This is a genomic window from Prochlorococcus sp. MIT2309 (genome assembly GCF_059772305.1).
On the sequence record NZ_CM186282.1, the window covers coordinates 670497 to 685614 of the forward strand.

The following is a 15118-nucleotide window of genomic DNA, read 5'->3' on the forward strand; positions in this document are numbered from 1 at the left end:
ATGACGGAAAAAACACAAACGTCTAATCAAATCGATTCAGTTGATGGGTCAGTTATTAGCGAATATGGCAAGCAAAATATATTTGCCAAGGAGGCACCTATGCAACTTCAGGATAGTTACACAAACTATCCCCAGGAAGCTGAAAAAGCAAATGGTAGATGGGCGATGATAGGAATTATTGCTCTTTTTGGTGCTTACTTATCGACTGGTCAAATAATTCCAGGAATTTACTAATTATCTCTGATTAACTTAACCAGAAGACATTTTTATCTCATTAGGTTTTCTTAAACTTTCCAAATTATTTTTCAACCAACAAAACTTATGAACTATTTAACTACTATTACAATTGGAGGTTTCAATCCAATAGCTGCAGGTTTAGGTGCTCTTGGTCTTTTAACAGTTGTGGCTTTTGTTTACTTCGGTCTTAACGATCCCACAGCTAATACCATCAGTCAATCGCCCACTCCAAAGAAAGAGGAAAAGAAAGTAAAGAGAGGCCTTTTTGGCCGTTAAAACTATTGTCTAATTAAATCCCAAATATTTTTGAATTTCCATTAGTAATAAATATCTATTTTATTGAATTTTTTCAATTTTTAACTATAACTACTATAGCTGCTTGAATACTTATGGTTATTCCTATTGATACTCTCAATGTATCTTTAGGCTGCGAGCCTAAGGAGGTTCTAGGTTTCGAAACGGATCAGCAACTTGAAGAGGCCCTAAAGCCATTAATGGAATTGATTCCTTTAACTGATGAAAAATTTGAGGGGAACTAATAACTCAACAGGCTTTGTTCAAGTCTTGAGATGAAATTTTTATTTTTGAAAAAACTTAAACATCTTGGAATATAAAATTACCCCCATGGAAATCAGCGAAAGGAAGAAAAATAAACTCGCAAAAAATGAATCAAAATTGAAACCATAATTCAAAATAATTATTATTAGTGCAATCGAAGGTATAAGTATTAAAAATTTAATTATTAGTTTTTCCCTAGAAGAAATGATAGATTCATCGTTCTCTTCCAAAATGGTATCTATTTTTTCATCTAAAGTTTTTTTCTCAAACTCTTTCATAATTTGTCAATAAATAGAAATAAGATCCTGAAAATGAATTTCGATAATTCATCTTAAACATTTGGTCCCTTTATAAATATTAGGTAAGTATTTTTACCAGCAAACTGTAATTTCCATTAAATATTGTGTTTTTACAACTCAAATATATGATAATAGTAGTATATTCAATGTATCAAATATAACTAACATAATGTCCTCTGAAGAGATTCAACTAATTGGAAATTCACTTGCTGCCCATCCACCATTAATCATTGGTGCATTATGTTTGTTTATGTATATTAGAAGAAGATTCCTAACTGCTTCCTAAAAAATAAACCAAAAATATTTGTTTTACCCGAATGGGTTTGTTCCATTAAGCGGGCCAACAAAGAGAAATTCCATAAATGCCCCTGTTATTGCCATAGGTAATACCCAAATTGACATAAACCTAGGTCCAAAGAATTTCATAGTTTCATTTCCATTGAAAACGTTTTTAGTAGAGGTATATACAGTTTCTGTAGTTTTAATTTTAAACTTTGAAGTTTTACTTTCTGTGTAGGGTTGGATAATTACATCTGCATTTTTTCTGGTGAATCTTCTTATTCTGTTGATTGCAAGGATTGGTAAAACCCATAGGGCGAAATCTCTTTTACCAATATTTTTCCTAAAGCCATCTTTTTTAGGCACTGCACTTGCAATTAGTGAGTAAATATGTTCAGCTTCTTGAGTAGCAGAAATTTCATTTTCCTCTAATAAATCTCCCTCTACTGGTACATCAAAAGAAGTATCTGTTGAATCAAGTAGATCAGAAACTTCTTCTTGTGTATTTTCCTCTGAATTATTAAGTGTTAAATCTTCCATGCGTAAATCCGAATGTTCTAGAAATTTTAGGCAACTGATGGAGATAAAAATCCCCTAATTGAACTTTCTTAATTATCTTGTAAAGAAGTTATAGCTAGAGACTGATACTCCAACTAAGCATTTATTACTCCTCTACGGATAAATTGCATTGCAAAAATTGCGCCAAGAAAAAATACTGTGGGAATGCCTAGAGCATTAACCGCCAATGTTCTTACAGTAAAAACGGGGTATCCATTTTCTGGACGTCCCTTTGTTGCAACAATTGCAGTGTCTTCCCAAACTTGTTGATTTTGAATTGTTGGTTTTCCGTCCCAAACAAAAACTCCCCATCTACGAAGCCAAAAATCTGTGAATGCAACAGAAAATATAATGGGTGCAAGAACCAGAAGAAGTCTGAAGTCCATCAATAAAAAAAATTTATCAACTAATCGTTGCATTGATGGTCCCAAAAAAGTTGCTTACATTAATGTGCATGACTATTCTGTAACAGATCTTATTGAGAGCAGTAGTTATTGCAGCATTTCTAGGGTGAATGAAATACATCTGTTAAGCTTCACAGACTGCCTCTGCAGGAACAATTATGGATTTTGGTTTTAAAGACGTCCTTTTTGGACTGGCTGGAGTGAGCATGATTGCTTGGGCTGCAATTATTGGTCTATGGCACACTTACATGTTTCCAAGATTTTTCAGGGAAGATAAGTTAACAAGAACCCCAGAATTAGCTTTTCAAGGTGATTCAGCATCCATAGACAATCAGAATGGGTCTGAGCTTGAAAAAGGTCAACTCCGCCCCTTGACTCAGTCAATTGGCTTGCCTGACAGAAATAAATACACAAGACAATCAATTGTATTAGCTGATTTCAACCCAGTTGAAAGTGGGTACAGCGTCAACAGACTTTATACAATTGTTCTTCTTGGGCTGGGTGTCACAACATTTGTGCTCATTACCTTTGGGCTTCAAAGTGGTTTTAATCTAATTTAATAATTTAAAAAATATTTGATAAATTTTCCCTGAGAAACTCATTATTGATATGAGCTAAAGTGGTAACTCTATTTTGAAATAAACAAAACTCTACCAAATAATTTTCTTAGGTACTCCTTAGTTGGTGTAATAGGTTATTCATGAATAACTAGTAGCAGCAAGGCTTTTTATTGGAAAAAACATCCCCAGTAACTAATTGAGACTTTACGTTGTATAAAAAAATAGCCTTAAAAAAATAATCGCCCTCTAATTGATCAAATTTGCATTAAGATAACCAAGATTTTCAATCATTCCATGACAGTAGGAATTTACTTCGCTACAACAACAGGTAAAACCGAGGATATAGCTGAACGGCTTCACGGATTACTTGACTCCGCAGATGCTCCAAAGGATATTTCAGATGTTGATGACTTAAGTGAATTAAGTGGTCATGACGGCATCATTTGTGGAATACCAACTTGGAACACTGGTGCTGACTCTGAGAGATCTGGTACAGCTTGGGATTCCATTCTTGAAGACATTGGTGAACTTGACCTCAATGGCAAAAAAGTAGCAATCTTTGGTCTTGGAGATTCTTCCACTTACACAGAAAATTACTGTGATGCCATGGAAGAGCTTCACAGATACTTCCAACAGGCTGGTGCCTCAATGGTTGGATATGTCAGTAAAGGTGATTACACCTTTGATGAGTCCAAAAGCGTTGTTGGTGAAGATTTCTGCGGACTACCTCTTGATGAAGATAGCGAGTCTGACATGACTGATTCTCGCATCGCTGGTTGGGCTGAAAAATTAAAAGCCGAAATTCCTGGCTTGTAATTCACTTAACCAAATTCGCCAAAATTTTCAACGTACCTGAAAGGTATCGATTGAAAAAACAAACCCTCGACTTTGTCGAGGGTTTGTTTTTTGATGTGTCACAATGTCATGCTTTTAAGACATATGCCCCCAAATGTCTTAAGATTTTCTTTATGAACTCAAGACATAATCCAGGGGATGAGATTCTTTTCCCCGTGACCGTTTCTCTGAAAGTAGAAACTGTTCTACTTTTATCAGAAATGGCTGAGGATATGGGGTTAAGTATTGATGACGTTCTTAGTATCCTTGCTGAGGATGCAGCAATTGATCTTGAAATAAATAATAGTCTCCCTAACGAGATAAATATCCCAGATAAGTGCAGTAAAGAGGACTTGATGAAGGTAATTGAATAGATTTTCTTATTAAAACTAAATTCTCTCAGGTCTTGGTAATTTCCAATTGGAATTGATGCCTTTACTTTTTAAAGTTAACTCACGTTTCTCAAGTGAATCAACTTTTAATCGCCAAAGATTGTAGATTCCTTTTTTTTCAAGCAGAATAGGATCGAGGTCATCCCAATGGGGATATTGTTTTGTGTAATCATCAATGATTATTAATACAGTTTTTTGAGGATACAAGTTTTTGTTTAAAAAATTTCTCCCCTGCCAACCATCTCTTTTTTCTTCTCTCAATCTTTCGGCTAAATTAATCAGAGAAATATCATCATTTGATTCATATAAAATAATTTTTTTTGTATAAAAATGTACTGAGGGTTTTTTTATTCCAATCATAGCTATTGGTTCATTTATTTTTTGTTCCTTTAGAATTTTGTTTGAGATTTCTCTTAGTGGTTTTTGTCTTAATTTATCTCCAATTTGCCAAACTGAGTTAACAATAAAAATATTATTGAGTAAAAAAAGAATCTGAAGAAAAATAATGCTGTTTTTTATTCTTTTAGAATATGAAAATATAAATAAAAATATAAAAATCGAACCAATTAATGCACCTTTTTTACTTAATTGGCTGGAAATTAATGTAGCCGCCAAATCTGGCATTTCAGGATCATTAATAAGATAAATCCAATTAGGAAGAACTGAAATAGCCAGGGAGAGTAACAATATTAATGAAAGCGAGGAATACCATGATATGTTTTTTATTTTTTTATCTAATCCTTCGTCAATAGAAGACAAGCCTATAAGTATTGCAGCGGCGGGTGTTGCTGGCAGCCAATAGCTTGGCAACTTAGTTGCTGCACAAGTAAAAAGTAATAAAATTGAAAATAACCAGCACAAAGAAAATAAGCCTAATGAACTAATTTTGTTAATTTTTCTTTTTTCCTTGAAATTTAATAGATTTTTAAATTGATCGTAAATACCCTTAAAAAGGTATGGTGTAAAAGGGAAAGAAGCTATAATTAATATAAATCCAAAAAACCACCATGGTTGTTGGTGGCTGTTAACGACTGATGTCAATCGTTGAAAGTTATGGTAACCAAAAAAACTTTTCCAAAATGGTAATCCTTCTTTTAAAAATTCTAAAACAAACCATGGGAGGCTTAGTAATAATGTGAGAAATATACCTTTAATAGGCTTAATCCTAATTATTAATGTATTCATATCTTTTTGTAAAACACCAAAAGAAAAAAGCACCATAAAACTAAGAACAACCGCAACAGGACCCTTTGTAAGTACAGCCAAAGATAAAAATATCCATCCAAGAAACCAATTTTTATTATTTTCTTCTGCATACATTCTCCAATGAAATAATAAACTTATTCCCAACGTGCTACACAAGAGTGCATCGCTTACAGCTATTCGGCTCCAGATAATAACAAGAGGTGATAAGGCAAATCCTAAAGAAGATACTATTGCTGTTCTTCTTGGTTTTATATCCTCCCGTTGAGGGAAAGACATCATTGTCTCACCGATAAATATCATCACAAAAAGAGAAGATATTGCACTTGGTAATCGAGCTGCCCATGTGCCAAAAATATCTAAGTTTGTTTGTCCTGGAAAAGAATAAAAAGCTCCCATTATCCAATAGATCAGGGGAGGTTTATCAAAACGAGTCAAGCCATTTACTCTTGGAGTAATCCAATCACCTGTCTCAGACATTGCCCTTCCTGCTGCTGCAAAAAGTGGCGGCGTTTCATCAAATAAGCCTGTAGAACCTAATTGCCAGAAGAATATAGAAAATCCAATTAAAAAAATAAAAAATAAGCCTATTTTTTTTTCTGTTTTTGAGATTTTTTTTGTTTTTTCTGAACTCATAAGATGAATATATTTTTTATTTGCATGAAATATTTGAAAGGATCCAACTTTCTATTCTTTTTGCAAAAACTTCTTTGGAGGCACATTTCTTAACCCAATCCCTACAGTCTTTTCTGTTAATTAGTTCAACATTTTTGACTGCTTTTACCATAGCTTTGACGTCATCAGGTGGAACAAGCCATCCGTTAATGCCAGGAGTAATTAGTTCGCCAGGTCCTCCTCGATCGTAAGCAACTACTGGTACACCACATGCCATAGCTTCCACAACAACATTTCCATAAGCTTCGTTCCACTTTGGGGTATTAATTAATGCTCTGCAAAATCCCAACTCTTTCTGAAAAAGACTTGTTCTCAAAAATCCTCTGAATTCTATTATTCCATTGGGAAATAAATTTTGCACACTTGCAGCATACTCATCGTCCTCTATAAGCCCCCAAACCAGAAGCCTCTCACCAAGTGTTGATGCAACTGCTGCTGCATCCTCAAGCCCCTTCTCTGGAGCAATTCTGCCAGCCCAACCAATCGGACCATCTCCATCTGACTGAAAATGATAATTTTTCATTTCAAAACCATTACCCACAACTATGGGTTTTGAGTCCAAATAAAAATCTGAGGCTTGTCTGTAGGTGTGAAATGCAAATTTTCTTGAATCAAGCTTTGAAACATCTTTAATGAGATTTTTCATTACCTCTGAAACATTTCCCATACTCACAAGATGAAAAATCTCTTGATCGAGAAATTGACTAATCCATATTGGTAACCAGTCATAACTCAAATTCAATATTGCATCTGCTTCTTTTCCCATTTCTATAGCAGTCTCCCAAAGCTTGGGAAGTACACCATTTAAAGGAATTTTTACAGGACTATTTTTTTCTTGATGTTGCCAACTAGGTTGATCCTTGCCATCAACCTCCTTAATTTCAATTGCTGAGCAATCTTCAGGGAGAATAGAACCTTTTGGAGCGACAAGAGTTATTTCATGCCCAAGGGATTTGAGCCCTTGTATGAGAGAGACCAAAGTCAGCTCAACTCCTCCACCCTTGCCACTCCCAACAAATCCTATAGGAGTTGTAACAACAACAATTTTTAGGGCGGCAGTTTTCATTACCCCAATCCCTCTTCAAGAGTTTCACTGTTAAAAATATCTTTCCCCCAAAAACGCTTTCTTTGACTAACCAGAAGGACTGATATAAAAATCAGTGTAACCCCAATCCACTGAAGTAGTTGAAGTCTTTCCCCAAGCCATAAACCACCCGTAAAAAGAGCAAACACCGGAGTTAAAAATGCCAGAGTACTGAAACTAGTAAGCTCAACTTTATTTGCAAACCAAAAAAATAAGCCATAAGCGAGTGCGCTTCCAAAAATACTTGCGTAGGCCATAAGACCCCATTCGAAATTTGTCCACGATGGCCAAAATGCCCATTCTTTATCAAGAGAATGAATAATTAAAACTGGAAAACCACCCAAGAACATATGCCACCCAGTGACAGAAACAGGGTCGCTATTTCTGCATGCAAATCTAATCAAAACCGTTCCAAATGCCATCGCCATCGCTGCAGCCAACATCCAGCCTTCTCCATTACTAAAGAGAGTGCGACCTGTTACAGCACCGCCTAAAAGCAACCAATGATTCAAGAAATCTGCTGGAACCCCTAAACAAATAATTCCTGCCAATCCAATCATCAAGCCAATCCATCCAATTGGATTAATGGAATCACCAAAAAGAGCCCTAGCTAGAAGTGCCACCATTAAAGGTTGTGAATCAATCAAAACAGATCCAAGACCTGCCCCGGTTTCAGAGAGTCCCTTGGCAAGGAAAATTTGAAAAAGGCTTGCATCGATAAGAGTAAAAACTACGAACCAAAACAAATCTTGTTTAGAAATACTTATTTTTCTTTTTTGCACAGCCGCTGCAGAAACAACCACCAAACCCGCAGGGACTAATCTCAAAAAAGCCACTATTTCTGGGCCTGCTGAGCGAACAAGCGGAGCCATTGCTGCCATTGCAGTGCCCCATAATGCAAATGGGAGAACCATCAAAAACCAGCGCCAAATTAAAAACATGAGGTCAAATGGCTAACTCCTTTTTAAGATCCGAATACATCTGCATAAATTGAATGATCTGGCCTTTTAGAAGAAAATCAAAAAAAAGGATGGCTCGGATAATCATTGAGGGGGCAATCAATGGTTCTACTCGCAAGCTCGTCCTAAAAGCTATTAAGCAGGTTGAGGAAAGAGAATTTCCAGCATTGCTTCTAAGGATAGATAGTCCTGGTGGCACTGTGGGAGATAGCCAAGAAATCCATTCAGCATTACTTAGGCTCAGAGAAAAGGGCTGTCGGGTAGTTGCAAGCTTTGGCAACATTTCAGCCTCAGGGGGAGTTTATGTAGGAGTCGGCGCAGAAAAAATTGTCGCCAACTCAGGGACCATAACAGGTTCCATAGGTGTCATTTTAAGAGGAAACAACCTATCTAAATTGCTCGATCGAATTGGAATTCGTTTTGAGACAGTTAAAAGCGGACTTTATAAAGACATTCTCTCTCCAGATAGAGCTTTAAGTCCTGAGGAAAGGAACTTACTTCAGTCTCTGATAGATAGCAGCTATGAGCAATTTGTCGAGGCTGTTGCTAACGGTAGAAACTTATCAAAAGAAAACGTAAAAAGCTTTGCTGATGGAAGAGTTTTTACAGGAATGCAAGCTAAGGAACTTGGCTTAGTAGATGAAATTGGTGATGAGGATCATGCCAGAATTACTGCTGCAAAACTTGCTGAGATAGATGAAAAATTGCAACCCATAACACTCGGTAAACCCAAAAAAAAATTATTGGGTTTCATCCCGGGGAGTGAGTCAGTTGCGCGATTAGTAGATGAACTAAGTCTAGAATTTTCATCTAATGGGCAAATTCTTTGGTTATTTCGTCCATAAACTATGCAAAGCAATGAAAAAAGAGTCCTTAATGCCCTAAGGGGAGCCACCACTTGTGAAGCAAATACTCCTGAATGTATTGAGTTTGCAGTAATTCAACTTATAAATGAATTAATTGATAGAAACAAACTCCTCCCAAATCAAATAATTTCAATTGTTTTCTCTGTGACAAATGACTTGGACGCTTGCTTCCCAGCATCCATTGCTCGTAAGAAAATTGGTTTTAACAATGTTGCTTTACTTGATTGTCAGCAAATGTACGTCAAGAATGACTTAAAAAGATGCATAAGAATTTTGGCTCATGTATGGCTAATGCCGGAGCAGACAGCCAAGCATCCTTACTTGGAAGGGGCCTCTAAGCTTCGTCCGGACAGATAACTTTTCTGACACCTTTAGGTCCGTCATATATATTTTCTTTTCTGACATGGTTTGAGTCAGTATAAATTTACTAATATTCCTAAGGAATAATAAAAATGAAAATTTTGGCAAACTTTTTAACTAAAAAAAAATTAACAAAAGCTTTCTTAGTTCCAGGTTTGCTGTTGTCTTGTTTGTATTTTGAGGGTTCAAATGTAAAAAATATTTCAGAAGCTTCGGGTATAATGGAATTCAGATGGAACCAGGACGGAAACTATAAAAAATTAAAATTTCTCCAAGGGTCAGATCAGAGATTAGACAGATCAACTTACTTTTTTTTTCTAAGAAGGAAAGAAAGGCAAACGGCAATTTTAAAACTTTCCTATAGATTCCCAGACTATTTTAAAGCCACTTTAAAACCGAAAAACATAAGCCTTTGTAAAGTCAAAATAGGTGGTTATTCAGGAAGAACGAAATGTGTTAAAAACATACCTGCAGTTGTTGAAATTGATGAGTCCATGCGGAACATTGACGTTTACCCCAATACAGCAATCCCTGCTGATAAAAATACCTACGCACTAAAACTTAAAATGTTTAATCCACGAAAAAGAGGTTTCTACCAAATCAACGCATTTTCTCAATCGCCTGGAGATCTTCCTGTTTCCTTATATTTGGGCAGTTACTTAATTGAGATTCAATAAGCTGATAAATTAAGTAATGATTTGTTTATCATTTTCACGAATTTTTAAAAATGACCAAAAGAACGCTTGGAGGAACCAGTAGAAAAAGAAAAAGAGTATCCGGGTTCAGGGTTCGTATGAGGACTCACACCGGTAAAAGAGTTATTAGAGGAAGAAGAAAAAGAGGAAGAGCTCGTTTGGCTGTATAGATGTGATTAAAAATGGTTTTACCAAAATCCCTTCGTTTACGAGGAAACAAACGCTTTGATTACCTACGCAAACAAGGGAGGAGGTTTTACGGAAAATCAATGACCCTGAGGGTAGTAAATTCTAAACTGACGCTTAGAGACCAAAATGAATATTCACTTAACTCAAAACATCTTAAATGTGCTGTATCCATAAGCAATAAAGTAAGCAAAAGATCAGTAATGAGGAATAAGGTTAGAAGAAGATTTCATGAGCACCTAAGAAAACAATTTTCTCAGAAAACTTTTTCAAACCAAATATGGGCCTTGATAAGTCTAAAACCAATTAGTGCCGGTGAGTCCCTAGAATCATTGTTAAATGAATGCGATCATCTTCTAATTAAAGCTGGTCTTTTAAAATGATTAACAGCACTGAAAAAATTTTTTTTGAAGGGGGACCGTCCAAAGCTGATTTAATAATCAATCTGCTTGCGGGGCTTACTCTCATAGGTTTACCTTTTACTGTTGGCGCGATAGTTAGATCTCTTTGGTTAAGGTTCAAAATTACTAACAAAAGGATATCTGTTACAGGAGGCTGGCTTGGAAGAGACAAAACTCAGTTGGTGTACAGTCAAATTTCAGAGGTTCGCTCTATCCCCAGAGGGCTGGGTTCTTACGGAGATATGGTTTTAGTTTTGAAAGATGGTGCAAGACTAGAAATGAGATCATTGCCAAACTTTAGAGAAGCAGAAGTCTATATCTCACAAAAAATTCAAACCAAGGCTGATAAAGAGCAAGGCGATAATGTCAAAGGGTTTGCCGCTTAATCAAATCTCATTCAATCCAATGACTTAATATGATTTATATTGCTATTTATACGAAGTCTTCATTGCCTACTAAAAAACTGTGATTGGATACATCTCAGACAACTTACTTTTACCAATTCTGGATTTTTTCTACGGATTGGTCCCGAGTTATGGTTTAGCCATTGTTGCCCTAACAATTGTCATAAGGCTTGCTCTTTTCCCTCTCAGCGCTGGTTCCATCAGAAGTGCCAGAAGGATGAAAATCGCGCAACCTGTAATGCAAAAGCGGCAGGCTGAAATAAAAAGCAGATACGCTAATAATCCTCAAAAACAACAAGAAGAACTCGGCAAACTTATGAGCGAATTCGGAAGTCCTCTTGCTGGCTGTCTTCCGTTATTGGTTCAAATGCCAATCTTATTTGCCTTATTTGCAACATTGAGAGGATCACCTTTTGCCGATGTGCCATATCTCGTAAACTTAAAAATCCTTCCCGCCGAGCAAATTGCTGCCATAGAACCAAAACCATTCAAAACTGCCAAGCATTCCATTTTTGTTACTGAAAAAGATCATTTTCCAGTAATAGCCTCATTACCTGGGGGAACTAAAATTGGAACAGGAGATTCAGTGAACATAAGCCTCCAAACACCCAACGGGGAGAGCTATTCAAAGGCGCTTTCACGATATGAAGACGGGAGCAATTTCGAAGCCAATTGGAGAGTTACTAAGGGGGAAAACCTTGTAAAAGTTTCATCAAGCGGACAAGTATCAGCAATCGCACCAGGAGATGCAACGATAGAAGCAAAAATACCAGGACTTGCTGCTAAAAGCGGATTTCTTTTCATAAAAGCCCTTGGCCAAGTTGGTTTTTATGTAAATGGATCTATTAATTGGGACATTGCCATACTCGTAGGTGGTTTTGGTCTCACTTTGTTGCTATCTCAAACCCTCTCAAGTCAGGGGATGCCAGCTAATCCCCAACAGTCAACAGCAAACAAAATTACACCAATAATGATTACTGGCATGTTCTTATTTTTCCCTTTACCAGCTGGTGTTTTGCTATACATGGTCATTGCAAATATTTTCCAAGCACTTCAGACATTTCTTTTAAGCAAAGAAGCACTTCCCGAAAACTTACAAAAAATACTTGATGATCAACTTTCACAAAATTCAAAAACAGTTCTTGCCACAGGTGGAATTTCTAGCGAAGTTGACAGACTGCCTTTTGAACCAAAAAGCAAAAAATGATATGACCAATAGCAAAAATTAATCATTAACTTATTTAATAGATGATTAACTTTTAAAAATTCTTTTATTGTTGTTCGAGTTATAGAATTCTTTTGATGAAAAAGTTGGAACAGAATATTGATCTTCTTATCAGGGCTAGAACACCGTTGATATATATTCGTAGTACAGAAGAGGCAAGAGTAGAGGAATTATTAGAGAATTCAGCCAAGCGTTTAAGTCCAAGGCGTCTTGGGATTTGGGACTACATCAAAGGCCTTAAAGGTCTTATTAACTTTGATGGAATAGGAGCAAAACAACCAATGTTGGTTCTTCAATGGCTCCAAAACATTGACAACGAATCCCCCACCACACTGCTCTTAAAAGATTTTCACAAGTTTTGTGAGGATCCAGGCATTCTGAGAATGTTGAAAAATTTGTCGACAGAACTTCGGAGAACTCCTCATAACATTGTTATTTGCTCAAGTGATTGGTCTCCTCCAATTGACCTTGATGATGCTCTTACAATTATCGATATGCCTTTACCAAGACAAGCAGAGCTAAAAACATTACTTAGAAATATTGCAGATGCCAGTGGTAATTCACTTGAGACAGAGGTTTTAAATGAATTAACTAGAGCATGCAGTGGTCTAACCGAATCAAGAGTAAGGCAAGTTGCTGCAAGAGCTCTAGCAAAAAGAGGAAAAATGGGGAAAGAAGATCTTGCTGAAGTATTGGAGGAAAAACGACAAAACATTGCTCGCAGTGAAGTACTTGAATACTGCGAGACAACTGCAACTGAGGAAGATATTGGGGGGCTAGATGCACTTAAAAAGTGGCTTGGTCAACGTTTTGCAGCATTTTCTGATGAAGCAAAAGAATTCGGTTTACCTCTTCCAAAAGGGGTTTTATTACTTGGGCCTCAAGGTACAGGAAAATCACTAATAGCAAAAGCGATTGCAGATAGCTGGTCAATGCCTTTACTAAGACTTGATGTAGGAAGACTTTTCGCTGGATTAGTCGGTGCCAGTGAAGCCAGGACTAGAGAAACAATCCAAAGGGCTGAAGCTATGTCACCCTGCATACTTTGGATTGATGAAATTGATAAAGCTTTTGGCAGCGACTCCAGAAGTGATGGGGGAACTAGTCAAAGGGTGCTAGCAAACATTCTCACTTGGATGGCTGAAAAGAAATCTGCGGTTTTTGTTATTGCAACGGCAAATGGTGTTGAAAAATTACCACCTGAACTTTTACGAAAAGGAAGATTTGATGAAATTTTTCTACTTGATTTACCTACTACTCACGAAAGGATGAGTATTTTAGATCTCCACGTAAAACATCGGCGCCCTTTTCTCGACATACCCCTTCAATCTGTAGTTGATCGAACTCAAGGTTTTTCAGGTGCAGAACTTGAACAAGTAATTATTGAAGGAATGCATTTTGCTTTTTCAGAAAAAAGAGAACTCCAAGAAAATGACTTAATACTCGCAGCATCAAATCTAGTTCCTTTATCAAGAACCGCTAAAGAACAACTTGAATCACTCAAACAATGGGCATCAACAGGAAGGGCGAGGCCTGCATCTATCTCAATAAGCTTTCAAAGCTAACCATAACTGGAAAATTTTTTCTGATTAATTAAAAATTCGAATGTCCAACGATATAGGCTTAGTTAATGATCCATTAAAGATTTGTGCTAGACCTGCGATTAATAAGAGACAACCCTCATCTTATTGAGGAGGGATTGATCAAAAGAGGTTTAAAGGTGAACCTCTATTCTCTACAGTTACAAGCTCAAAAACTTAAGGAAGTTGAGAATCAACGCTCGACTTTGCAAGCACAGAGCAATTCTATTGGCAAAAAAGTAGGGCTCAAAATAAAAGATGGCGTAGCACCAAACTCACCAGAGATTATGAAGCTAAGGGAAGAGGGAAATAAAATCAAAAAAAAAGTTGCTGAGCTTGATGAGAAACAAAGATCTATCTCTGCTGAAATAAGAGATCAGGTTCTTAATCTACCTAATATTCCCTCTAAGAATTGTCCTACGGGAGAGGATGAGTCAAAAAACAAAGAAATTAGGAAATGGGGTACACCACGATCAAGTGATGAGCTTAAGGAGCATTGGATAATTGCAAGTGAATTGAAATTAATTGACTTCGAAAGATCAACCCGCATAGCTAAAAGTAGATTTATTACTCTTCTTAATCAGGGGGCAAGACTTGAGAGAGCATTAATCAATTTCATGATTGATATTCATGTTAAGAATGGGTACAAGGAAATTTTGCCTCCAGTTTTAATAAATACTGAGAGTCTCACAGGATCAGGTCAGCTTCCAAAATTTGCCGATGAAAGTTTTCGCTGTAGTCAAGATGATCTTTGGTTATCGCCCACGTCAGAGGTACCAATTACATCTTTTCATCGTGATGAAATAGTCCCTTTCGAGAATCTTCCTTTGAAATATGTTGCTTACAGTCCTTGTTTTCGCAGGGAAGCAGGTAGTTATGGAAGAGACACTAAGGGTTTAATAAGATTGCATCAATTCAACAAAGTTGAACTGTATTGGTTCTGTGATCCCGAAAAGTCTCAGGATGCTCATGAGTCAATAACATCAGATGCTGAGGATGTTCTTAAAAAACTCCAATTGCCATACAGAGTTATGGATTTATGCACTGGTGATCTAGGCTTTTCGGCTAAGAGAACTTATGACCTGGAGGTATGGCTCCCTGGAGCAAAAAAATATAGAGAAATATCAAGCTGTAGCATTTGCGGTGATTTCCAATCAAGGAGATCATCAATCAGAACAAAATCAGAGAAAGGCACTAAGCTAGTACACACATTAAATGGTAGTGCTTTAGCTATTGGTCGCACTATGGCTGCAATACTAGAAAATGGGCAACAATCCGATGGAAGTGTGAGTCTCCCTGAGGCCCTCGTACCTTATTTCGGCAAAGAAAAATTAACCCTGGTTTAATTCCAAAATCTAA

The 15118-nt window shown here is 36.7% G+C and carries 20 protein-coding genes; 15 read left to right on the forward strand and 5 right to left on the reverse strand.

Annotated features, from left to right (window positions below; genetic code table 11):
* The 3 genes from AC6EJA_RS03770 to AC6EJA_RS03780 all read left to right on the forward strand — a co-directional run bounded on the left by AC6EJA_RS03770 (window position 1) and on the right by AC6EJA_RS03780 (window position 776).
* Complete coding sequence (locus AC6EJA_RS03770) at window positions 1–234, forward strand: CAB/ELIP/HLIP family chlorophyll-binding protein (protein ID WP_498503268.1); 234 nt, start codon at window positions 1–3, stop codon at window positions 232–234.
* 87 nt (window positions 235–321) lie between these two features.
* Window positions 322–513: a hypothetical protein gene (locus tag AC6EJA_RS03775; protein ID WP_498503270.1), complete on the forward strand. Its 192-nt coding sequence runs from the start codon at window positions 322–324 to the stop codon at window positions 511–513.
* Window positions 514–626: 113 nt separating this feature from the next.
* Window positions 627–776, forward strand: coding sequence for a hypothetical protein (locus tag AC6EJA_RS03780; protein ID WP_498503271.1), 150 nt, complete (start codon window positions 627–629; stop codon window positions 774–776).
* Window positions 777–1403: 627 nt separating this feature from the next.
* Here AC6EJA_RS03780 and AC6EJA_RS03785 read toward each other — a convergent pair.
* Together AC6EJA_RS03785 and psbF are read right to left on the reverse strand one after the other, a co-directional pair.
* On the reverse strand, window positions 1404–1913 hold the full coding sequence (locus AC6EJA_RS03785; RefSeq protein ID WP_498503272.1) for a hypothetical protein: 510 nt from the start codon (window positions 1911–1913) through the stop codon (window positions 1404–1406).
* Between the two features lie 113 nt (window positions 1914–2026).
* Window positions 2027–2350, reverse strand: a complete 324-nt coding sequence (gene psbF, locus AC6EJA_RS03790) for a cytochrome b559 subunit beta, long form (protein WP_498503274.1) — start codon at window positions 2348–2350, stop codon at window positions 2027–2029.
* 143 nt (window positions 2351–2493) lie between these two features.
* On the opposite strand from psbF, the gene AC6EJA_RS03795 reads away from it, so the two are divergent.
* The 3 genes from AC6EJA_RS03795 to AC6EJA_RS03805 all read left to right on the forward strand — a co-directional run bounded on the left by AC6EJA_RS03795 (window position 2494) and on the right by AC6EJA_RS03805 (window position 4103).
* A complete protein-coding gene (locus tag AC6EJA_RS03795; protein ID WP_498503275.1) occupies window positions 2494–2895 on the forward strand; it encodes a hypothetical protein in 402 nt (133 codons plus the stop codon).
* A gap of 294 nt (window positions 2896–3189) precedes the next feature.
* Entirely contained in the window at window positions 3190–3711 is a 522-nt protein-coding gene (gene fldA / locus AC6EJA_RS03800; protein WP_498503276.1) for a flavodoxin FldA, read from the forward strand.
* A gap of 152 nt (window positions 3712–3863) precedes the next feature.
* Window positions 3864–4103: a CopG family transcriptional regulator gene (locus AC6EJA_RS03805; RefSeq protein ID WP_498503277.1), complete on the forward strand. Its 240-nt coding sequence runs from the start codon at window positions 3864–3866 to the stop codon at window positions 4101–4103.
* A 15-nt stretch (window positions 4104–4118) separates the two neighbouring features.
* Here AC6EJA_RS03805 and AC6EJA_RS03810 read toward each other — a convergent pair whose 3' ends face one another.
* The 3 genes from AC6EJA_RS03810 to AC6EJA_RS03820 are packed head-to-tail and all read right to left on the reverse strand — an operon-like array spanning window position 4119 to window position 8024.
* The gene (locus AC6EJA_RS03810; protein WP_498503278.1) at window positions 4119–5960 is read right to left on the reverse strand and encodes an ArnT family glycosyltransferase; all 1842 of its coding nucleotides are present in this window, start codon (window positions 5958–5960) and stop codon (window positions 4119–4121) included.
* 16 nt (window positions 5961–5976) lie between these two features.
* Window positions 5977–7065: a glycosyltransferase family 4 protein gene (locus AC6EJA_RS03815; RefSeq protein WP_498503279.1), complete on the reverse strand. Its 1089-nt coding sequence runs from the start codon at window positions 7063–7065 to the stop codon at window positions 5977–5979.
* The gene (locus AC6EJA_RS03820) at window positions 7065–8024 is read right to left on the reverse strand and encodes a DMT family transporter (protein ID WP_498503280.1); all 960 of its coding nucleotides are present in this window, start codon (window positions 8022–8024) and stop codon (window positions 7065–7067) included. Before AC6EJA_RS03820 ends, AC6EJA_RS03815 begins: the two co-directional genes overlap by 1 nt.
* A 53-nt stretch (window positions 8025–8077) precedes the next feature.
* Between AC6EJA_RS03820 and sppA the strand changes: the two genes are divergently transcribed.
* The 9 genes from sppA to serS all read left to right on the forward strand — a co-directional run bounded on the left by sppA (window position 8078) and on the right by serS (window position 15105).
* Window positions 8078–8887: a signal peptide peptidase SppA gene (gene sppA / locus AC6EJA_RS03825; RefSeq protein WP_498503281.1), complete on the forward strand. Its 810-nt coding sequence runs from the start codon at window positions 8078–8080 to the stop codon at window positions 8885–8887.
* A 3-nt stretch (window positions 8888–8890) separates the two neighbouring features.
* The gene (aroH, locus tag AC6EJA_RS03830) at window positions 8891–9265 is read left to right on the forward strand and encodes a chorismate mutase (RefSeq protein WP_498503282.1); all 375 of its coding nucleotides are present in this window, start codon (window positions 8891–8893) and stop codon (window positions 9263–9265) included.
* 95 nt (window positions 9266–9360) lie between these two features.
* Complete coding sequence (locus tag AC6EJA_RS03835) at window positions 9361–9945, forward strand: DUF2808 domain-containing protein (protein ID WP_498503283.1); 585 nt, start codon at window positions 9361–9363, stop codon at window positions 9943–9945.
* Between the two features lie 50 nt (window positions 9946–9995).
* Window positions 9996–10133, forward strand: a complete 138-nt coding sequence (gene rpmH, locus AC6EJA_RS03840; RefSeq protein ID WP_498503284.1) for a 50S ribosomal protein L34 — start codon at window positions 9996–9998, stop codon at window positions 10131–10133.
* 12 nt (window positions 10134–10145) lie between these two features.
* Window positions 10146–10532 (forward strand): ribonuclease P protein component, encoded by a 387-nt coding sequence (gene rnpA, locus AC6EJA_RS03845; protein ID WP_498503285.1) that lies wholly within the window; start codon window positions 10146–10148, stop codon window positions 10530–10532.
* A complete protein-coding gene (locus tag AC6EJA_RS03850; RefSeq protein WP_498503286.1) occupies window positions 10529–10936 on the forward strand; it encodes a PH domain-containing protein in 408 nt (135 codons plus the stop codon). The genes rnpA and AC6EJA_RS03850 overlap by 4 nt, the downstream gene beginning before the upstream one ends.
* Window positions 10937–11015: 79 nt before the next feature.
* Window positions 11016–12161, forward strand: coding sequence for a membrane protein insertase YidC (gene yidC, locus AC6EJA_RS03855; protein WP_498503287.1), 1146 nt, complete (start codon window positions 11016–11018; stop codon window positions 12159–12161).
* 95 nt (window positions 12162–12256) lie between these two features.
* Window positions 12257–13744, forward strand: coding sequence for a Ycf46 family AAA ATPase (locus tag AC6EJA_RS03860; RefSeq protein ID WP_498503288.1), 1488 nt, complete (start codon window positions 12257–12259; stop codon window positions 13742–13744).
* A gap of 83 nt (window positions 13745–13827) precedes the next feature.
* Window positions 13828–15105: a serine--tRNA ligase gene (serS, locus tag AC6EJA_RS03865; RefSeq protein ID WP_498503289.1), complete on the forward strand. Its 1278-nt coding sequence runs from the start codon at window positions 13828–13830 to the stop codon at window positions 15103–15105.
* The last annotated feature ends 13 nt before the right edge of the window (window positions 15106–15118 follow it).